17 protein-coding genes are annotated in these 19,728 nt (G+C 68.9%); 11 read left to right on the top strand and 6 right to left on the bottom strand.

Annotated features, from left to right (window positions below):
• Nucleotides 1-68: 68 nt before the first annotated feature.
• The 6 genes from AB5J62_RS01865 to eis are packed head-to-tail and all read left to right on the top strand — an operon-like array spanning nucleotide 69 to nucleotide 6,146.
• Nucleotides 69-1,187, top strand: a complete 1,119-nt coding sequence (locus AB5J62_RS01865; protein ID WP_370946361.1) for a DegT/DnrJ/EryC1/StrS family aminotransferase — start codon at nucleotides 69-71, stop codon at nucleotides 1,185-1,187.
• On the top strand, nucleotides 1,187-2,155 hold the full coding sequence (locus AB5J62_RS01860; RefSeq protein ID WP_370946360.1) for a hypothetical protein: 969 nt from the start codon (nucleotides 1,187-1,189) through the stop codon (nucleotides 2,153-2,155). Before AB5J62_RS01865 ends, AB5J62_RS01860 begins: the two co-directional genes overlap by 1 nt.
• The gene (locus AB5J62_RS01855; protein WP_370946359.1) at nucleotides 2,152-3,402 is read left to right on the top strand and encodes a glycosyltransferase; all 1,251 of its coding nucleotides are present in this window, start codon (nucleotides 2,152-2,154) and stop codon (nucleotides 3,400-3,402) included. The genes AB5J62_RS01860 and AB5J62_RS01855 overlap by 4 nt, the downstream gene beginning before the upstream one ends.
• 1 nt (nucleotide 3,403) lies before the next feature.
• Complete coding sequence (locus AB5J62_RS01850) at nucleotides 3,404-4,492, top strand: DegT/DnrJ/EryC1/StrS family aminotransferase (RefSeq protein WP_370946358.1); 1,089 nt, start codon at nucleotides 3,404-3,406, stop codon at nucleotides 4,490-4,492.
• Nucleotides 4,489-5,034 carry an acyltransferase gene (locus AB5J62_RS01845; RefSeq protein WP_370946357.1) on the top strand — a complete coding sequence of 182 codons (546 nt, stop codon included), beginning with the start codon at nucleotides 4,489-4,491 and terminating at the stop codon, nucleotides 5,032-5,034. The genes AB5J62_RS01850 and AB5J62_RS01845 overlap by 4 nt, the downstream gene beginning before the upstream one ends.
• The gene (gene eis / locus AB5J62_RS01840; RefSeq protein WP_370946356.1) at nucleotides 5,031-6,146 is read left to right on the top strand and encodes an enhanced intracellular survival protein Eis; all 1,116 of its coding nucleotides are present in this window, start codon (nucleotides 5,031-5,033) and stop codon (nucleotides 6,144-6,146) included. Before AB5J62_RS01845 ends, eis begins: the two co-directional genes overlap by 4 nt.
• Nucleotides 6,147-6,334: 188 nt before the next feature.
• On the opposite strand, the gene AB5J62_RS01835 is transcribed toward eis, so the two are convergent.
• Genes AB5J62_RS01835 through AB5J62_RS01820 form a run of 4 tightly spaced genes read right to left on the bottom strand, consistent with a single transcriptional unit; the run spans nucleotide 6,335 to nucleotide 11,255 of the window.
• Nucleotides 6,335-7,750 carry a lipopolysaccharide biosynthesis protein gene (locus AB5J62_RS01835; protein ID WP_370946355.1) on the bottom strand — a complete coding sequence of 472 codons (1,416 nt, stop codon included), beginning with the start codon at nucleotides 7,748-7,750 and terminating at the stop codon, nucleotides 6,335-6,337.
• Nucleotides 7,747-8,994 carry an ArnT family glycosyltransferase gene (locus AB5J62_RS01830; RefSeq protein WP_370946354.1) on the bottom strand — a complete coding sequence of 416 codons (1,248 nt, stop codon included), beginning with the start codon at nucleotides 8,992-8,994 and terminating at the stop codon, nucleotides 7,747-7,749. The genes AB5J62_RS01835 and AB5J62_RS01830 overlap by 4 nt, the downstream gene beginning before the upstream one ends.
• Nucleotides 8,991-10,385 carry an O-antigen ligase family protein gene (locus AB5J62_RS01825; protein WP_370946353.1) on the bottom strand — a complete coding sequence of 465 codons (1,395 nt, stop codon included), beginning with the start codon at nucleotides 10,383-10,385 and terminating at the stop codon, nucleotides 8,991-8,993. The genes AB5J62_RS01830 and AB5J62_RS01825 overlap by 4 nt, the downstream gene beginning before the upstream one ends.
• A 12-nt stretch (nucleotides 10,386-10,397) precedes the next feature.
• Nucleotides 10,398-11,255 (bottom strand): hypothetical protein, encoded by an 858-nt coding sequence (locus AB5J62_RS01820; RefSeq protein ID WP_370946352.1) that lies wholly within the window; start codon nucleotides 11,253-11,255, stop codon nucleotides 10,398-10,400.
• A gap of 256 nt (nucleotides 11,256-11,511) precedes the next feature.
• Here AB5J62_RS01820 and AB5J62_RS01815 point away from each other — a divergent pair, with 256 nt between their 5' ends.
• The 5 genes from AB5J62_RS01815 (at nucleotide 11,512) to AB5J62_RS01795 (ending at nucleotide 18,015) form a co-directional block, all read left to right on the top strand.
• Entirely contained in the window at nucleotides 11,512-12,681 is a 1,170-nt protein-coding gene (locus AB5J62_RS01815) for an MFS transporter (protein WP_370946351.1), read from the top strand.
• On the top strand, nucleotides 12,678-13,661 hold the full coding sequence (locus AB5J62_RS01810; protein ID WP_370946350.1) for a TolB family protein: 984 nt from the start codon (nucleotides 12,678-12,680) through the stop codon (nucleotides 13,659-13,661). Before AB5J62_RS01815 ends, AB5J62_RS01810 begins: the two co-directional genes overlap by 4 nt.
• Before the next feature lie 221 nt (nucleotides 13,662-13,882).
• Nucleotides 13,883-14,614 (top strand): WecB/TagA/CpsF family glycosyltransferase, encoded by a 732-nt coding sequence (locus AB5J62_RS01805; protein ID WP_370946349.1) that lies wholly within the window; start codon nucleotides 13,883-13,885, stop codon nucleotides 14,612-14,614.
• Nucleotides 14,615-14,620: 6 nt separating this feature from the next.
• Nucleotides 14,621-16,690: a glycosyltransferase gene (locus AB5J62_RS01800; RefSeq protein WP_370946348.1), complete on the top strand. Its 2,070-nt coding sequence runs from the start codon at nucleotides 14,621-14,623 to the stop codon at nucleotides 16,688-16,690.
• Between the two features lie 32 nt (nucleotides 16,691-16,722).
• Nucleotides 16,723-18,015 (top strand): hypothetical protein, encoded by a 1,293-nt coding sequence (locus AB5J62_RS01795; RefSeq protein WP_370946347.1) that lies wholly within the window; start codon nucleotides 16,723-16,725, stop codon nucleotides 18,013-18,015.
• Between the two features lie 61 nt (nucleotides 18,016-18,076).
• Here AB5J62_RS01795 and AB5J62_RS01790 read toward each other — a convergent pair whose 3' ends face one another.
• Together AB5J62_RS01790 and AB5J62_RS01785 are read right to left on the bottom strand one after the other, a co-directional pair.
• Nucleotides 18,077-18,766 (bottom strand): glycoside hydrolase family 75 protein, encoded by a 690-nt coding sequence (locus tag AB5J62_RS01790; RefSeq protein WP_370946346.1) that lies wholly within the window; start codon nucleotides 18,764-18,766, stop codon nucleotides 18,077-18,079.
• A 244-nt stretch (nucleotides 18,767-19,010) separates the two neighbouring features.
• Nucleotides 19,011-19,679: a polysaccharide deacetylase family protein gene (locus AB5J62_RS01785; RefSeq protein WP_370946345.1), complete on the bottom strand. Its 669-nt coding sequence runs from the start codon at nucleotides 19,677-19,679 to the stop codon at nucleotides 19,011-19,013.
• Nucleotides 19,680-19,728: the final 49 nt, after the last annotated feature.

Genomic DNA, 19,728 nt, shown 5'->3' with positions numbered 1-19,728 from the left:
GCGGGCATTCGGCGACCGATTCTCTCTTCGAGCAAACGACAAAAAGGGGAGCCGACTTGATTCCGGTTATGCGACCGTTCCTGGGTGAGGAAGAGGCCGAGGCGGTCGCGGAAGCGGTCCGCTCCGGCTGGGTGGCGCAGGGCCCCAGGGTGGCCGAGTTCGAGCAGGCGTTCGCCGCGCACACCGGCTCCGCGCACGGCGTCGCCGTCTCGTCCTGCACCACCGCGCTGCACCTGGGCCTGTACGTGCTCGGCGTCGGGCCTGGCGACGAGGTCGTGGTGCCCTCGTTCAGCTTCATCGCCAGCGCGAACGCCGTTCGCTACTGCGGCGCGACGCCGGTGTTCGCCGATGTCGACGTGCTCACCGGCAACCTGACGGCCGAGACGGTCGCCGCGGTGCTCACCCAGCGCACCAAGGTCGTCATGGCCGTCCACCAGGGCGGATTGCCCGCCGACGTCGACGCGATCCGCGCGGCCTGCGGCGACATCCCGGTGCTCGAAGACGCGGCCTGTGCCGCCGGTGCGACCTACCGTGACCGGCCGGTCGGCGCCGGCGCGCTGGCCGCCTGGTCGTTCCACCCGCGCAAGCTGCTCACCACGGGTGAGGGCGGCATGATCACCACCGACGACGCCGACCTCGCCGCGCGGATGCGCAGGCTGCGTGAGCACGGCATGAGCGTCTCGGCGGCGGACCGGCACGCGGCGGCGGGCAAGGCGATCGTCGAGCAGTACCTCGAAACCGGGTTCAACTACCGGATGACCGACATCCAGGCCGCGATCGGCCTGGTCCAGCTGAGGAAGCTGCCCGCGCTCGTCGAGCAGCGGCGTGCGTTCGCGGCGCGGTACCACGAGCTGCTGGCGAAGGTGCCCGGCGTGCGTGCCGTGCAGGATCCCGCTTACGGGACAACGAATTTCCAGGCGTTCTGGGTGCTGCTCGACGACGATGTGCCCGTCGAGCGCAACGACGTGCTGGCCCGGCTGGCCGCCGAAGGCATTTCCGCGCGCCGCGGGATCATGGCCTCGCACCTCGAACCGGCATACGCGGGTCACCCGCACGTGGCGCTGCCGTCGACCGAACGGCTCACGAACCGGTCGCTGATCCTGCCGCTGCACCACGAGCTGACCGACGCCGACCAGGTGCGGATCGTGGACGTGCTCGCGGCGGCGCTCGAACCGGCCACGGTCTGATGAGCGCGGGGGGAAATCCGGATCGCCTGCTGGCCTTGTGCGCGGAAGCGGTCGAGCGCATGAAGCTCGATCTCAGCGGCCGCGTGGTGGTCACCGAAGCGGCGACCGGCGCGTACGCCGTGACGCCGGTGCTGGCCGCGATGGCGGGCGCGGCCGAGGTTCGCGCGCTGTCGAAGGACAGCCGGTACGGGTCGGCGCGGGACGCCGAAGACGGGATCAGGCGGCTGGGCGCGGACGTGAAGTTCAGCCGGGTCAAGGACGCCGCGCTGTTCGACGGCGCGGACGTGGTGACCAACAGCGGGCATCTGCGGCCGCTCGACGCCGAGACGATCTCGTGGCTGCGGCCGGGTTCCGCGATCAGCCTGATGTACGAGCCCTGGGAGCTGCGGCCCGGTGAGGTCGACCTCGACGCGTGCCACGCGCGCGGTGTGCACGTCGCGGGCCCGAACGAGCATCACCCGTCGATCGGTGTGTTCGAGTATTCCGGCGTGATGGCCGTGAAGCAGCTGCTCGACGCCGGGGTGCCCGTGCTCGGCAGTCGCGTGCTTTTGTTGTGCGACAACGTGTTCGCCTCCGACATCGAGCAGGGCATCACGGCTCTGGGCGGGCACGTCACGACCGCCGCGAACCTCGACGGCGCGCCTTCCGGGCGGCTGGACGCGGTCATCGTCGCGCTCTCCCCCGGCCCCGCGCCGGTGCTCGATTCCGTTGCGGTCAAGCGAATTCGCGGCGAGCACCCCGGCGCGGTGCTGATCCAGTTCTGGGGTGACATCGAGCGCGACGACCAGGCGTGCTGGCCGCCGTCGGCGCCGGATCCCGGGCACATGGGGATCCTGCCGTCCGCGGTCGGCGCCGACCCGATCGTCGCGCTGCAGACCGGCGGGCTGAAGGTCGGCGAGCTGCTGACCCGCGGCCGTCCGGTGACCGAAGCCGAAGAAGCGTTGCTGCTGAGGGTGGAGCCCCGATGAGAATCCTGGTTTACCCGCACGCGATGGAGATCGGCGGCTCGCAGCTCAACGCGCTGCAGCTGGCAGGCGCCGTCCGCGATCTCGGGCACACCGTCGACGTGATCTCCGAGCCGGGCCCGCTGGTCGAGTACGTCCACGAGCTCGGGCTCGAGCACCACGAGATCCCGGCCGAGCGGCGACGCCCGTCGCGTGGCGTGTCGCGGCAGATCGCCGACATCATCGCCGACCGCGACATCGACCTGGTGCACGGCTACGAGTGGCCGCCCGTGCTCGAAGGCCTCGCGGCGACCGGGCTCGGGCACGGCGCGCTGGTCGGCACGGTGCTGTCGATGTCGGTCGTGCCGTTCTTCCCGCGCACCGTGCCGCTGCTGGTCGGCACCGAGCAGATCCGCGAGGCGGCCGTCGCCGCCGGGCACACCAGGGTCTCGCTGCTGGAGCCGCCGGTGGACACCGAAGGCGACCACCCCGGCGTCGACGGCTCGGCGTTCCGCGCCGAGCACGGCTTCGACGACGACGTCACGCTGGTCGCGATGGTCTGCCGGCTCGTGCCGGAGCTGAAGCTCGAAGGCCTGCTCGCGGCATGCGACGCGGCCGGTCAGCTGGCCAGCGCCGGCCGCAAGCTGCGGCTGGCGATCGTCGGCGACGGACGCAGCCGCGACGAGGTCGCCGCGCGCGCGGCCCGCGCCAACGACGCGGCCGGGTACGAGGTCGTCACGCTCACCGGCGAAGTCGCCGACCCGCGGCCGGCCTACGCGGCGGCGGACATCCTCATCGGGATGGGCGGCTCGGCGCTGCGCGGCATGTCGTTCGGCAAACCACTCGTCGTGGTCGGTGAGCAGGGCTACAGCGAGCTTCTGACGCCGCAGACGGCGAGCACCTTCCTGCAGGCCGGTTGGTACGGCCAGGGCCCGGGTTCGCGCGGCTCGGGCGTCATCGCGCTGCGCGAGGCGCTCGACACGCTCGTCGACTCGCCGCAGCGGCGTGCCGAACTCGGCGGATTCGCCCGCGACCTGGTCGTCGAGCGCTTCAGCCTGCGTTCCGCCGCGCTGTTCCTCGAGCGCGTGTACGCGGCGGCACTCGCGCAGCCGACGCCGCGGCCGAGGCTGGCCGCCGACAGCGCACGCAGCGCGGCCGGGCTGTTCGGCTACAAGGTCCAGCGCAAGATCCAGCAGTTCCGCGGTACCGCGCGTACCGACGACGCCAACGCCACCCCGGTGCTGGCTCAGCGTTCCTCGAAGGAGAGTTGAGATGACCTCAGTACCGCTGGTCGATCTGGCGGCACAGCAGGAGCAGGTGGCCGACGAGGTGGCCGTGGGCTGGGCCGAGGTGCTGAAGAACACCGCGTTCGTCGGCGGCCCGCAGGTCAGCGCGTTCGAGGCCGAGTTCGCCGCCTACTCCGGGGTCGACCACTGTGTCGGCGTCGCCAACGGCACGGACGCGCTCGAGCTCGCGCTGCGCGCACTCGGCGTCGGCCCCGGCGACGAATGTGTGTTGCCCGCCAACACCTTCATCGCGACGGCCGAGGCAGTGGCGCGCACCGGCGCGACCCCGGTGCTCGTCGACTGCGTCGAGGACACCCTGCTCATCGACGTCGACCAGGTTCAGGTCGGACCGAAGACCAAGGCACTCATCCCGGTGCATCTCTACGGCCAGACGGCGCCGGTCGAGCGGCTGCGCGACCTGGGCGTCCCGGTGCTCGAAGACGCCGCGCAGGCGCAGGGCGCGCGGCGGCACGGTGTCACCGCGGGCGGCCTCGGCGACATCGCCGCGACGAGCTTCTACCCAGGCAAGAACCTTGGTGCGTATGGGGATGCGGGCGCGGTGCTGACCGGCTCCGCGGAGCTGGCGAGTGCTGTCCGGCTGCTCGGCGCGCACGGTTCGCCGCGCAAGTACGAGCACCCTGTGCTCGGGTTCAACAGCCGTCTGGACACGCTGCAGGCGGTCGTCCTCTCCGCGAAGCTGCGTCGGCTCGAAGGCTGGAACTCCGCGCGCCGTCTCGCCGCTGACCGATACACCGAGCTGCTCGGCGAGGTGCCCGAGGTGCGCACGCCGGTCGTGCTGGAAGGCAACGAGCCGGTCTGGCACCTGTACGTCGTGCGCGTCGCGGACCGCGACCGCGTGCTGGGCGAGCTGCACGCGACGGGCATCGGCGCGGGCATTCACTACCCGACCCCGGTTCACTTGAACGGTGCGTTCAGCTCACTCGGTCAGGGCGTCGGCGCGTTCCCGGTCGCCGAGCGCGTCGCAGGCGAGTTACTGTCGCTGCCGCTGTTCCCGGAGATCACCCAGGCCCAGCAGGAGTACGTGGTCGACACACTCAAGAAGGCGATCCGATGACCGGAGTCCGCGTCCACCCCAACGGCCTCTGCGAAAGCGACGAGGTCGGCGACGGCACCCGCGTGTGGGCGTTCGCGCACGTACTGCCCGGCGCGAAGGTCGGCAAGGATTGCAACATCTGCGACGGCGCGTTCGTCGAGGACGGCGCGGTGCTCGGCGACCGCGTGACGGTCAAGAACGGCACCCTGGTCTTCAGCGGCGTGACCTGCGAGGACGAGGTCTTCCTCGGCCCGAACGTGTTGTTCACCAACGACCTCCGCCCCCGCGCCCACATCCGCAAGGGCCCCGAAGAGCTGGTGTCCACTGTGGTCCGCCGCGGCGCCTCACTCGGCGCGGGCACCGTGGTCGTCTGCGGCACCGAGATCGGCTCGTACGCCTTCGCGGCCGCGGGCTCGGTCATCACCCGCGACGTACCCGCGCACTCCTTCGTCGCGGGCAATCCGGCTCGCCACAAGGGCTGGGTGTGCTCGTGCGGCTTCCGCCTCAACGACTCCCTGAAGTGCGAAGACTGCGGCAACAGCTACCCGGACCTCGACAAGTGATCATCCGCGAAGCCCGCGACGACGACCTCGACGCGGTCTGGCGACTCCGCCGGATCGCCTTCGGCAGCTCCGGCCCCCGCCCCACGGCCTGGCCGGTATCCGACGAGCGCCGTCTCGTGGCCGAAGCGGGGGCCGTCCACGGCTACCTGCGCATCCGCCGCTTCGGCCAGTACTTCGGCGGCCGCGTGGTCCCGATGGGCGGCCTCGCCACGGTCGCCGTGGATCCCCACGCCCGAGGCAAAGGCGTCGCCAGCGGCCTACTCGACACGGCACTGTCGACGATGCGCGAAGACGGCCAGCCACTGTCCACTTTGTTCACCACGGTCCCGGCGCTCTACCGCGGCCGCGGCTGGGAGCAGTCCGGCGTCGTCGAGCACGCCGACATCCCGGTCGACGCCTTCCGCGCACTGCCGGAGTCCCCGGTTTCACTGGGCCCGATCGACAAAACGGCCTTCGACGCCATCACCGCCTGCTACCGCGCAACGGCCGTCGACGGCCTGCTCGACCGCACCCGCGAAGACCTCCTCGACAACGACTTCGCCACCCTCGCCCACGTCGAAGACACGGTCACCGGCTACCTCGACCTCGAGCGCCTCCCCGACCGCGTCATCTACGCCCGCGAGTTCATCGCCCGCGACCCGGCGACCGCGACCGCGCTCCTGCGGTCGCTCGGCTCATGGTCCGGCCTCATGCTGACGGTCCGCCTCCGCCTGACCGACCCCACGATGCTCGCGCTGGTACTCCCCACGGCGTTCAGCACGGTGACCGAGCCCTGGTACCTCCGCGTGGTCGACTTCCCGTCAGCGGTGGCTTCCCGAGGCTGGCCCACCGCGGCGTCGTTGTCCGACGGCGTCGCGGCCGAACTGGACATCGTCGACCCGCACGCCCCGTGGAACGCGGGCCCGCACCGCCTGATCATCGACGGAGACCAAGTCCGCTGCGAGCCCGGCGGCTCCGGCACGGTCGTCATGCACGCCCGCGCGCTCGGCCCCTGGTACGCCGGAGTCCCCACCACGACGTTGCGCGCGGCCGGTCTCATGACGGGTCCCCCGGCTCCCGCCCTGGACCTGCTCACCGCCAACAACGGCGCCCGGATGCTCGACGACTTCTGACACCACGCACCTGAGCGGTCGGCACGCGTACCTGGAGGGTCGGCGGGCGTACCTGAGGGGTCGGCGGGCGTGCCGACTCGTCAGGTACGCGTGCCGACCTTCTGGGTACGCGAGGTGGCTCTTCGGGTACGGGGGTCGTGCGCGTTGCGGGCGGTTAGAACCGCCCGCAACGCGCACGACCCCAAGCCTCAACCCAGGTGGCGAAGCTCCTGCCGCAGCGGCCAGACGAACGGGGCGTAGACCAGCGCGCAGGCCAGGCCGCCCACGACCAGCAGGAGGGCCGACGGCGCGAAGGCCAAGCGCAGCAGCAAGAGCACGCCGACCATCGCCAAGCTCCCCAGCACCGGCCGAACCAACGGCCGCACCAGCGAAGCCAGGTGCACCCCAGTCCGCCCGACAGCCAAAGCGAAGGCGGGCAGCGCGACCAGCAAGGCCACGGCCGCATGCGCCAGGGCAACCCCTTCGATCCCTCCGAAGTAGGCACCGACCGGGAGGGCCACGGCCAGCGCAGCCAGCCATCCCCCCTGAAGCCACATCGTCGTACGCGAGCGCCCCAGAGCGACCAGGTAGTCGTAAGCGAGCTCGCAAGCCACCCGCACCAGAGCAAGCACCGCGAGCCACTGCAGAGCCGCCGCCGAGGCCGCCCACTTGTGACCGTACAAAGTGGACACCAGCGGCAGCGCGAGCAAGCCGAGCAGCACGCACACCGGCAGCGTGAACACGGCCAGCAGGGAGGTGAACCGGGCGAACGTCGCCTCCCGGGCCTCGCGGTCGTCTTGCAGCGCGGCGAAAGCGGGCAATGACACCCGGCGGACGACCATCGAGAACATGTTCACCGGCCAGCTCGACAGGTTGAAGGCCTGCAAAAAGAAACCGAGTGCGATCGCGCCGAGCATGCGGCCGGTGACGATGTAGTGGATGTTCAGCATCGCGAACACGAGCAGGCTGCCGCCGGCCAGCGGTAAGCCGAAGACGAGCAGTTCACGGGCCAGCGCGCGGTCGAAACCGGGCTTGGGCCACATGCGAACCAGGTAACAGAGCATCACGCCGGACAGGACGTTGCCGGTCAGCTGCCCGACCGCCAGGCTCCACGCGCCGTGGCCGGTGACCGCCATGCCGACCGTCACCGCGGTTGTGAGCACCAGGTTCAGTGAGTCGACGACGAGCCGGGAGCCCTGCTTGAACTCGCGGTTCGCGAGCTGGACCGCGGCGGCCGTGATGCCGTCGATGACCACCGTGACACACAGCAGGCGGACCACTCCGGTCGCCTCGGGTGCGCCCATCGCGGCCGAAAAGACCGGCGCGGTAAGGAAACAAACCACATAGAGCAGCGCGCTCGACAAGACCGAGATCGTCGTGACCGTCGGTGCGATGCGCTTCGGGTCGCCGGGCCAGCGGACGATCGCGATGCTCACGCCCAGCTCGTTCAGTGACAGCATCGCGGTCAACGCGACCAGTGCGACCGCGTAGACGCCGAAGTCCTCCGGTGCCAGCAGGCGCGCCAGCACGATTCCGGTCAGGAAGGTGCCGAGCCTGCCGACGACCGTGTTGAGCAGGCTCAGTCCCAAGGCTCTTCGTACCTTGGAAGACTCTTTCGTGGTCACGAAGGCTCCTTAACCCGAGCGCGCAAAATCTGGACGAAAGCGGCCGAAGCGAGCAGGATCGTCAGCCCGTCCAGCGGCACCCGGAACCGTAGCCGGGTGAAGAAAACGGCCAGCAGCAACAGGTTCACCACGATCAGCCCGGCGGCGAGCTTCTCCTCCGGCGAAAGCCTTCGCCAAAAAAGGACCCGCCACAAGGCCAGCAGAAGGATCGGATAGTAGGTCACCGCGAGCAACAGGTCGGAGGTCCGGTTGCCCTGGCCGGACGTCGCCATCTCGCTCGAGTAGGCGAAGTTGTTCGCGACCTTCTTCGCGTACAGGACCGCCGCGTCGCCGGGGTGCGCCTTGATCCACGCGACCGCGCTGTCGCTGTAGAACTTGTTGATCCCGACCTCGTCCAGGTGCCGGTCCTTGGCTTCCTGGTCGTACCGCGAGATGTCGACGCTGGTGCCACTGCCCGCCGTCGTGTGCTCACTGTTGCCGAGCAGCAGGTTGATGCCGTCGTTGGTCGACACCGGCACGAAAGCGTGCAACTGGACCGCGTTGCGCACGCACCAAAGCCCGGGGATCACGGCCACCACGACCAAGATCGCGGCGGCGACCTTCCAAGCCGCGCGACGGTTACGCCAAGCCAGCCACAGCACGACAATGAACACCGACACCGCGAAGTTCGGCACGGTCACCGCCAGCAGACCACCCGAAATCCCAGACACGACAACAAAACCGAGCCGCGCGCGGCCCGCGCTCTCGGAAGCGCGGAGGCCGAACTCCAGGTGAGCCAGCAGCAGGAACAATGCCGGGATCTGCGGATACAGCGCCGTCGCCGTGTAGATCCCCAGCGGATAGCAGGCCATGACCACCGAAGCGATCGCGCCGACCGCGGACGAGCCGATGCGGCGGCCGATCCGGTACGCGAGCCAGACGCAACCGGCGAGCGCGAGCACGCCGATCAGCCGCATCGCGAGCACGCTTCCGCCGGTCAGCCAGTACACCGGCAGCAGCAGGAACGAGTACCCCGGCGGCCGGTACGCGGTCGCCTGGACGCCGTCGGCGCTGAAGCCGACGCCTTCGGCCATGGACTGGGTGAGCCGGACGTAGACCTGCTCGTCGAGGTAGCGCAGCGCGTCGCCGAGGAAGATCGCGTATCCGCCCGCGACCACCAGGCTCACCACGATCGCGACGGCCGCTATCCGCGGCGCCGATTCGTCGAGCCGGTCGAGGAAGGTGCGTCTGACTCCGGTGGTCATTTCTGCGGGCTCCCCATCTTCAGCCGCATGGCGCGGGTGAGCACGACTCGCACGGTCGGCGGGTCGATGCCGGCGGCGACCTGTTCGGCCCGTGTCGAGCGCAGCAACGCGCCTGCCAGCCCGCACAGCAGGAAGGCGAGCCCGGTGGCCATCGAGAAGGCGAGCAGGTCGAAGGTGGCGGCGCCGAGCGCGAGCACGGAGATCGAGGCCACCAGCGTCAGCCCGAGGTCGCGCAGGTGCGGATCGCGGGTCATGGTCCGCGCGCGCAATGCCGCGTAGGCGCCGAGCACGAAGATCGCGATCAGCGCGAACAGGCCGATGAAACCGTTCTGTACCAACGTTCCCAGGTACTGGTTGTCGAGCGGGCCGTACTTGTTCGGCAGATACGTGCCCAGTCCCCTGCCGAGCAGCGGGTGCTGCGCGATGTACACACTGGACGTCGCGTAGTCGTCCGTGCGGCCGCTGATGGACGTGTCGGTGCCGATCTCGGCGAACAGGCCGTAGAGCGTGCCCACCAGCCCCGGCACCATGAACCGCATCAGCACCAGGAACGCCAGTCCCACGAAGAACGCCCTGATCCGGCGCTTGCCTGGCCAGCCGATCAGCAGGATCACCGAGGCGAGCGCGAGGCCGAGGATCGCCGACCGCGAGAGCGAGACCATCGCGCCGGTCGCGACGATGCCGAGGCAGATCCACCAGCGCCTGGCCGATTCGCCCTTGTCCTGCGCGGTGAACGCGAAATGCGCGGCGATCGGCAGGGCGACCGCGCACACCACCCCGAATTCGATCGGATGACCGGTGGTGCCCGCTGGTCTTCGGAACGCGGCCCGCTCGAGCACGAACCCGTCGGAGGTGACCGGGTGCAGCCCGGGAATCACCATGTACTGGGTCAGGTCGAAGTTGAGCAGGAACTGCAGGATGCCGATCATCGCGAGCGCGGTGGTCGCCACCAGCACGCATTTCGCGACCAGTTCGACCCGCGCGACGCCGCGCACGCCGTCGACCACCGCGAGCCCGGCGAGCGTGACGCCCAGGATCGTGACGAGTGTGCGATCGGCCGAGTTGAGCTCGTCCTCCGGCAGGTAGTTGCGCGTGGCGTAACCGTAGGTGGCGAGCTGGGTCACGATGAACACGAACAGCGCCGTCCGCGCCACGTTGCGGCCCTTGGCGGCGTTGAGCGTGGTCACCAGCTGCGAGCAGAACCACACCAGGCCGAGGAAGAGCCCGACCAGGGTGGCCGGGGTGATGGACATCGAGACCCCGGAGACCACCAGCCTGGCGGGCACGATCAGCGTGACGACGGAGTAGACGCAGACCATCGTCGTGCCGTCTCGGCGGCGACGGGGCCCGGTCGCCAGCAGGAATCCGAGGTCCTCATCGCGGACGGTCATCTCGGAACGGCCCTAGCGTGGATCGCGGGAGCGCGGGCTGGGCGTCGGCTTGGCGACCGGCGTCAGGATGCGAGTGGTCTCTTCGGACTTCGGCGCGGGATCGGCCGCCTTCGGCCAGGCCGGTTCGGGTTGTTTGACCGGCTTCGGCGCTTCGGCCTGCTTGGGCGCTTCAGGCTGCTTGGCCACTTCGGGCTGCTTGGGCTTTGGCTCGGCCTTTGCCGCTTTTTCCTTGCCAGGGTGGGTTTTCTTGTAGTTCTTGTAGCTCTCGAAGCCGTACGCGGCGGTCAGGCCCGCGACCAGGCCGAGCACCAGCGCGACGGCCGCGTAGCGCACCTTGCCACCGATCTTGGCCTTGCCGTCGGCGGGCATCACCACGGAGTCGGCGCGGATGTAGGTCGATTCGGGCGCCTGCAACGCCTGCTGCCGCGCGGCGAGTTCCTTGCGCGCCAGGTCCAGCACGCTGGTGGCGGCCTTCTTCGCGGACGCGGGGCTGGCCCCGGTCGCCACGACGACGATGAACGGCCCGTTGAGCTGCCCGTTGCCCGCCTCGTACGCGGCGGGCGCGCCGTCGATCGTCTCGAACTGCTTCTGCGTCGCCGGGTCCTTCAGCGTCTCGATAACGATTTGCGCACTGGTCGTCAAACTGCCGTCGAAGGCGAGCAGCGGGTTGATCTTCTCCGCCGGCTTCGACTCGCCGACGGCCACCTTCGCGCCGGACGACGGCGCGGTGAGCACGATGGTGCCGGTCGACTCGTACTGCGGCGAGACACTCAGGAACACGGCGACCGCCAGGCCCAACGACACCGCGAACACCGGAAGCGCGATGTACCAGCGCTTGAGGAGGACGCGGATCGTCATCCAGAAGTCCATGTAGCTGTCCCCGATCCAATGGCGTGCGAGCAGAAGGCAGGCACGTCTGTGTCAGCGATTCAATCGGTGCCCGCACTCAACTGTTACAGCAGGTGACCGGTCAGGTGTTAACGCCCGGCGAGTCCATCACGACTAACCGGCCAGGTGCGCTCTCCGCAGCAGAGAGTACGCCGGAGAGGCCCCGTGGATGTACCTGTCATCACGCTCTGCGCCCGAAGCAGGGCTTTCCTCCACCGATCGCGGCAAGATCCCGCCGGTGGTCTTCGCCCTGGGCACGGTCAGCCTGCTCACGGACATCTCGGCGGAGATGATCACCGCGTTCCTGCCGATCTACCTGCTCTATACCCTCCAGCTGGGTTATGTCCAATTTGGACTGTTAGACGGGCTTTACAACGGCGCGACCGCGTTGCTGCGCCTCATCGGCGGGTACGTCTCCGACAAGCTGCAACGCCCGAAGCTGGTCGCGCTCGTGGGCTACGCCACATCCACGGTGACGAAACTGGCCTTCCCCGTGGCAGGCGCGTCCGGACTCGGCATCGGCGGCGTGCTCGCGGCCGACCGCGCGGGCAAGGGCCTGCGCACGGCGCCGCGTGACGCGCTGATCACCCAGGCCACCAAGCCGGGACGGCTGGGCCGCGCGTTCGGCGTGCACCGGTCGATGGACACGGTCGGCGCGCTGATCGGGCCACTGGTGACCTTCTGGATCCTGCGTGACCTCGGCAACGAGTCGACGCCGGTGTTCATGGTGAGCTTCCTGTTCGGCCTGATCGGGCTGATCGTGCTCGTCACCTTCGTGCGTGAGCCGAAGAAGTCCGCGCCCGTACCCGGCGCGGCGCCGGTCTCGTTGAAGGCCTGTGTGCGCCTGCTCAAGGACCGTCAGGTCCGGCGGATGACGCTGGCCGCCGCGGCACTCGGCCTGGTGACGCTCAGCGACGCGTTCGTGTTCGTCGTGCTGCAGAAGTCGACCGGCGTGCCGTTCGACTACCTCCCGCTGATGCCGCTCGGCACGGCGCTGGTCTTCCTGAGCGCGGCCGTCCCGATGGGCTGGCTGGCGGACAGGTTCGGCCGCTGGCAGGTGTTCTACGCCGGTCACGTGCTGCTGCTCGGTGTTTATGTGGTGTTGGTCACCGGCGGCGGCGGTGTGGTGATGCTGGTGGCCGCTTTGCTGCTGCACGGGTGTTTCTACGCGGCGACCGACGGCGTGCTGATGGCCTACGCGGGCCCGCTGGTCCCGCCGGAGCTGCGCGCGAGCGGGCTCGCCGTGGTGCAGACCGGCCAGGCCGTGGCCCGCCTGGTCTCGTCGGTGCTCTTCGGTGTCATGCTCACCGTGCTGACCATGAAATCCGCGCTGCTGATCGTGTTCGGCGCCTTCCTGCTCGCACTCGCCGTGGCTGCCATGCTGCTCGGCCGAAAGGTCACCTCGTGAAAACCTGGGTACAGGCCCACCGTGTGCTGCTGGGGGTCGCGGCGATCGTCGTCGTGCTGGCGGCCGGCGGTGTCTACGTGGCCGCGACCGCGGCGAGCCGTGGCGCCGAGACGGCGGGCGCGTCCGCGCCGGTCACCGGCGACCTGCTCTTCGTCGACATGAAGGACGGCCAGGACCACGTCGAGAAGGTGCGCCAGGACGCGCCGGACGGGCCGCGCGGCGCCACCACGTTGCGCTGCCAGCGGATCTACGTGGCCGGCGGCACCACCATCTGCCTGCGGCTGGCCGGGCTCGGCCCGACCTACGAGGCGGCCGTGCTGGACGCGTCCGGCAAGGAGCTGCGCACCATCGGGCTGGCGGGCATCCCCAACCGGGCCCGAGTCTCGGCGTCCGGCCAGATCGTCTCGTGGACGACCTTCGTCAGCGGCGACTCCTACACCGTGCCCGGCGGCTTCTCCACCAGGACGGGCATCCTCGACCTGCGCACCGGCCAGCTGATCGACACCCTCGAGTCGTTCACCGCGACCGTCCAGGGTCAGCAATTCACCATCGCCGACCGCAACTTCTGGGGCGTCACCGTCGCGTCGGACGACCGGACCTTTTACGCGACCATGGCGTCGCAGAACCGCACCTGGCTGATGAAGGGTGATCTGGTCGCCAAGACGTTGACCGATGTTCGCCAGACGGCCGAATGCCCGTCGCTTTCCCCCGACGGCACCCGGGTCGCGTACAAAAAGCGCAACACCAGGCTCGGACCTTGGGAATTGGCTGTGCTGGATTTGGGCAGCGGCAAGGAAATAACTTTACCCGGGACGAGCGGTATCGACGATCAGGCCGCCTGGCTCGACAACGGCAGGCTGGCGTACGGCAAAGCTTCACAGCCGGGCCACAAACCGTCCATCTACGCGGTGCCGGCCGACGGTTCCGGCCAGCCCGCACTCATGGTCACGGACGCGGCTTCGCCGGTTCCTCTGCACTGATTCCGTTAATGGGATGTAAATTGTTGCCCTGTAACGAATCTCGTCCCATTACCGACTCTTCGATCGCGAAACCCGTGGTTTCGCCACCGCGCTGGCACCCCAGCGAACCCGGTGCTCCTCCTCCCCGCTTGCCGAGGTATCGCCAGATGAGTACCGAGCCCGCCACCCGACTGGACCCGCTCAGACGTACCGTGCGTGTCGGTGCGGTCGACATTTTTTCCTTGCGTGAGACCGAATTGGTCCGAATGGTGGAACAGGCCTGGCGGGTTCGCAAAGGCGGCTGGATCGTCACGGCCAATGTGGACATTGTCAGGGCCGCGACCCGTGACGCACGTCTCGCCGAACTCGTCGCCGAGGCCGACGTCGTGGTCGCCGACGGCATGCCCGTCGTGTGGGCGGGCCGGATCGCGGGCGAACCACTGCCGGAGCGCGTGACCGGCGCTTCGCTGGTGTTCTCACTCGCCGAGGCCGCTGCCCGCGAGGGCCGGTCGATTTATCTGCTCGGCGGCCAGCCCGGTGTCCCCGAGGCCGCCGCCAAGGCGCTCACCGAGCGCTACGAAGGCTTGCTCGTCGCTGGCACCCAGTCACCGGAATTCGGCTTCGAGAAGACCCCCGACGGCCTCGACGCCGTCGCGCAGCTGGTCGTCGAAGCGAAGCCCGACCTCGTGCTCGTCGGCTTGGGCTTCCCCAAGCAGGAGCACACCATCAAGGCGCTGCGCGCCGCGCTTCCCGACAGCTGGTACATCGGCTGCGGCGCGGGCATCCCGATGGCGGCCGGTGAGTTCACCCGTGCGCCGACGGCCATGCAGCGCATGGGCGCCGAGTGGCTGCACCGCCTCGCGCTGGAGCCCAAGCGGCTCGCGCGCCGATACCTGCTCGAAGACGCGCCGTTCGCGCTGCGCCTGCTCGCCGGCGCGCTCCGGCGGCGGTTCACGTCCAAACCGGGGGTTTGATCGACCATGGCCACTCCGCTCGCCGTCGTGATCGTGACGTATCACAGCGAAGCGATCATCGAGGACTGCCTGCGGTCGGTGCTGACCGAGCTCGGCGACGACGACTCGGCTCGGATCATCGTGGCGGACAACGCCTCCACGGACCGGACGCTCGAACTCGTCGCCGCCACCGCGCCGCGCGCGCAGGTGCTCGCGCTGCGCACGAACGGCGGCTTCGGCGCCGGGGTCAACGCGGGTTTCGCCGCGGCCGAGGGGCATGACGTCCTCGTGCTCAACCCCGACGTCCGGCTGCGTCCCGGCACGGTCAAGGCACTACGCGACCGGCTGGCGACACCGGGCACCGGCATCACGGTCCCGCTGCTGCTCGACGAGGACGGCAACACCCAGCTGTCGCTGCGCAGGCGGCCGACGACGCTGCGCGCGCTCGGCGAGACGCTGCTCGGCGGCACCCGGTCCGGCCGGATCCCCGCGCTCGGCGAGCTGATCGTCGACAAAAAGCGTTACCAACGCTCGGACACTGTCGACTGGGCGACCGGCGCGGCCTGGCTCATCTCGGCCGAGTGCCGCGCGGCCATCGGCATGCTGGAGGAGCGCTACTTCCTCTACTCCGAGGAGACCGACTATCACCTGCGCGCGGTCGACCACGGGTTCGCCGTGCGCAACGAGCCCGCGGCCGTCGCCGTCCACATCGGCGGCGAGCAGTCGACGTCCCCGACGCTGTGGGCGCTGTCGGCGACCAACCGCGTGCGCCTGCGCCGCGAGCGCGACGGGCTGCCCGCCGCGGTCGCGATGTGGTTCGCCGTGTTCGCCAACGAGCTGCTGCGCGCGCTCACGCGTGGCCGTGACGGCGGCGCCAAGCACCGGCTCGCGCTGCGCGAGCTGCTGCCGATGCGGCGGTGGCCGTCGCAGAGCGCCGAGCGCGGGTACATCTGCTTTTCGGCGCAGGACTGGTGGTACCACAACCAGGCGCACTCGGACTTCCAGCTGATGCGCTCGATCGCCGAGAAGCGCCGCGTGCTGGTGATCAACAGCATCGGCATGCGGATGCCGACGCCGGGTCGCAGCACCCAGGTGACCCGGCGGATCCTGCGCAAGCTGCGCAGTGTGGCGATGCTCGTGCGCAAGCCGCTGCCGGAGCTGCCGAACTTCCACGTGATGTCGCCGCTGCCGCTGCCGTTCTACGGCTCGCCGTTCCTGCGCAAGGTCAACGCCGTGCTGATCCGCGCGCAGGTGCGCGTGGTCGCCGCCGCGCTGCGGCTGTCGGACCCGGTGATCATGGTGACCATCCCGACCGCGTGGGACGTCGTCCGCCCGATGAAACGCCATTCGCTGGTGTTCAACCGGTCCGACCGGCACGCCGATTTCCCGGAAGCCGACCGCGAGGTCATCGAAGGGCTCGAACGCGGCTTGCTGGGCAACGCCGACGTCGTCACCTACGTCAGCGACGTGCTGCTCGACTCCGAACACGACCAGACCGGTGACCGCGCGCATTTCCTCGACCACGGCGTGGACATCGACCATTTCCGTCCGCGCACGGAATTGCCTGCTGATCTGGCCGAGATTCCCGGTCCGCGGATCGGTTTCTTCGGCGCGCTCGACGACTTCCTCGTCGACTTCGACCTGCTGGAACGCATCGCCGCGGAACTGCCGGACGCCTCGTTGGTGTTGATCGGCGACTCCACGCACGCGATGGAACGGTTCGACAAACACCCGAACGTGTACTGGCTGGGGTTCCGGTCCTACGCGACGATTCCAGACTACGGTTCTGGCTTCGACGTGGCGATCATGCCCTGGTTGGACAATGAATGGATACAACACTCCAACCCGATCAAGCTGAAGGAGTACCTGGCGCTCGGGCTTCCCGTCGTCAGCACCGGCTTCGCGCAGCTCGAGTCCTATACGGACAGAGTGCGGGTGGCGACCGATCATGGGACGTTCGTCGAGGCGATCCGCGCCAGCCTCACCGAAGGTGGCTTGAAGACGCCGGAACAGCTGCGGGATTCCGTCCGCGGCTACTCGTGGCGGTCCCAGGCGGCGGAGCTCATGTACTTGGCGGAGGCCACCGACCACGAATGAGGGCTTCAGGGGGAGGGTGGGAACGTCACCACGTGCTGGCCGTGCTCGTGGTCGTCGCGGTGCTCGTCGCGACCTTCGTGATGTACCGCGCGGACAGCCTCACCGGCACCGCGACCACACCGGCGGCGCCGGCCACCAGTTCCGTGGTCGATCCCGCCTCGCTTCCGCGCATCCCGTGGGCGGGACCCGACTTCTACAAGAGCTTCTCCGCGATGACCAGCGCGGGCTGGACCGACCCGAACTTCTTCCCGATCGGTGTCTGGTACGAGGCGGTCACCTCCCCCGCCGACACCGCGCTCGACAAGGAAGCGGGCCTCAACACCTACTTCGAGCTCACGGCGTCGAGTGACATCTCGCTGGTCCGCGACGCCGGCATGTTCGCGATGCCGAGCACGCAGCTCAAAGGCTTCGGCCCGGAAACGGTCGGCTGGCTGCTGACCGACGAGGTCGACCTCTGGGGCCACGAGGGCGACGCGCCCTGGACGGGCAACTTCCCCAGCGAAGGCCCGATCTGCGTGCCCGAAGAAGCCTTGTGCGGCTACACGGTCCTGAAGACGTTGCGCGACCGGCTACCCCAGAACGACGGCCGGGCGCGCTACGCGAACTTCGGTTTCGGCATGGAGTTCTTCATCAAGGACCCGCTGGCCGCGCGCTTTCTCGACTACACCGATGTGTCCTCAATGGACACTTATTGGTACACCGACCCCGGCATGTGCGAAAAGTCCCACACGCCGGTGGAGGTCTGCCAGCGCTCGGCGTCGTACGGCTTCACGATGGACCGCATCCGCGGCCTCGACGCGATGGACGGCAAACTCCAGCCGATCTACGCGTTCATCGAAACCGGGCTTCCGTTCGCCCAGTTCTCCGTCCCGATCGCCCCGGACCAGCTGTCGGGCGCGGTGATGAACTCGCTGATCCACGAGGCGCGTGGCGTCATCTACTTCAACCACAACTTCGGTGGCCCGTGCATCAGCCAGCACGTGCTCCGCGACGCGTGCGGCGCGCAGATCCGGCCTGCGGTCATCGAGATCAACCGGCGGGTGAAGTCGCTGGCGCCGGTGCTGAACACGCAGTCGATCAAGTACCAGTTCTCGCCCGATCTCGACACGATGTTCAAGTCGCACGACGGGTCGTACTACATCTTCGCGATGAACGCGCGTGGTTCCGTGCCGGGGCCGCACACGCTCGTGCTGCCATCGGGCATGCAGGCCACGCGGGCCGAGGTCCTGTTCGAGAACCGGACCGTGCCCATCGAGGCGGGCAAGCTGACCGACGCCTTCGCGGCCGAGCACACCTACCACGTCTACAAAATCAAAGGCCCGTAAGACAAAGCGGGCCCTGCCCGGCGCGCCGCACGCCGGGCAAAGCCCGCTGAGCCGTCCCCGATCAGCTGTTGACGAACTTCGTGGCGAGGTTCTCGCCGGTGGAGGTCGCCGCGCTCTTGCTCTCGATCGGGGAAACCTTGGAGTTCTTGAAGCAGATGTAGGTGACGCCGGAGTCGGTGCCGCCGTTGGCCGGGTTCGGGTTGATGCCGAGGCCGACCGCGGTGGCGTACGAGGCCTCACCGATGATCCCGGTCGGGCCGGTGTCACCGATGACCGTGTACAGCACCTTGTTGTTGTAGATCACCGCGCACGAGCCCGCGCCCTTGAGGCCGGACGACTGGTAGTTCCAGGTGCTGCTCGAACTCGGCACCACGATGTACGGGGTCTGGTCGGCGATCAGCGGCTTGCCGTCCGAGCGGTAGAACGCGGTGTCGTCCTGGAACCAGGGATCGGTGTTCTTGTTGCACTTCGTGGTGACCTGGCCATCGCAGTCGATGTCCATGTCGGCCTTCCAGAACACGGCCTGGCCCGCGTCGCAGACGGCGATCGTCTTGCCGGTCTCGTCGTCGGTCTTGTACTTGCCGTTCGAGATCTGCTTGCAGCTCGCCACCTTCGCCAGCAGCTGCTGGGCGGTGGGACCCGCCTGGATCTGAGCCTGGGAAGCGCTTTCGGTGGTGGCGGCCGACGCGATCGCGGCCGGAGCGAGCCCTGCGGCCAACGCCATCGACGCGAGCAGGATCAGCTTCCGCATCAAGCACCCCTTTGTTGAGTAAGGTTTGTTAGGAAGGTTTCCTTACTTCGTGATGCGGAACACAATGCACCCACACCGTCCGTCAACTCAACCGACGAATGGGGGTTGTTTTTTTCCCACGCTCCGTAACCTCCCGCTCACCGGTAGCCCCAGCCCGAAAGTGGCTTCCGTCAGATCCCATAGCCCGAAAGCCACTTTCGTCAGGTCGCATCTGACGAAAGTGACTTTGGGGCCAACGTCGGGGTCAGATGCGGGCGAGGCGGACGAATCGGGCGGCCGCGCGGGTGGTTCGCCGGTACAGGCCGGGCGTGCCCGCGAAGGTGTCGTCGATCCACGGCCGGTCGAGGTCGTGCGGGAGGCTCGTCCGCGGCTGGAGCCAGGTGAACGCGCGGGCCGAGCCGCCGTCGTCGGTGTAGACGCGGGTGGCGCCCGCCTTGCGGAGGCGGTCGAGGACGCGCCGGTCGTACGAGCCGAACGGCAGCGCGACGCGCTTGACCGGGCGGCGGGTCAGCTCGGAGAGGTACTTCGACGCGTCCGTCAGCTCCTGCGAAAGGTGCTTGTCGTCGAGGCGGCGCAGGTCGCGGTGTGACCAGCCGTGCGAGCCGACCGACATGCCCGCCGCGACGAGTTCGCGTACGCCGGCCCTGTCGAGACGGCCACGCGCCCCGATTTCGCCGGCGACGAGGAAGAACTCGGCCTTGAGGCGGCGCTCCAGCAGCCTGGGCAGCGCGATCTCGACGTCGGAGGCGTTGCCGTCGTCGAAGGTCAGGTGGACGTTGTCGATCCCGACCGCCGCGTCGAGCAGCTGCTCGAACTGCTCGACGGTCACCCACTTCTCGTTCTCGCCGGGGTCGAGCGGGCGCTGTGGCTTGCCGATCCCGTGCACGGTGAGGTTTACGACGGTGGCTGGCATCGGCACCTCTCGAACGGCCGAACGGACTAGTTCACGATTAATCGCGTTC

Source organism: Amycolatopsis sp. cg5 (assembly GCF_041346955.1).
GTDB lineage: Bacteria > Actinomycetota > Actinomycetes > Mycobacteriales > Pseudonocardiaceae > Amycolatopsis.
This window is presented reverse-complemented; position numbering and strand designations above follow the sequence as displayed.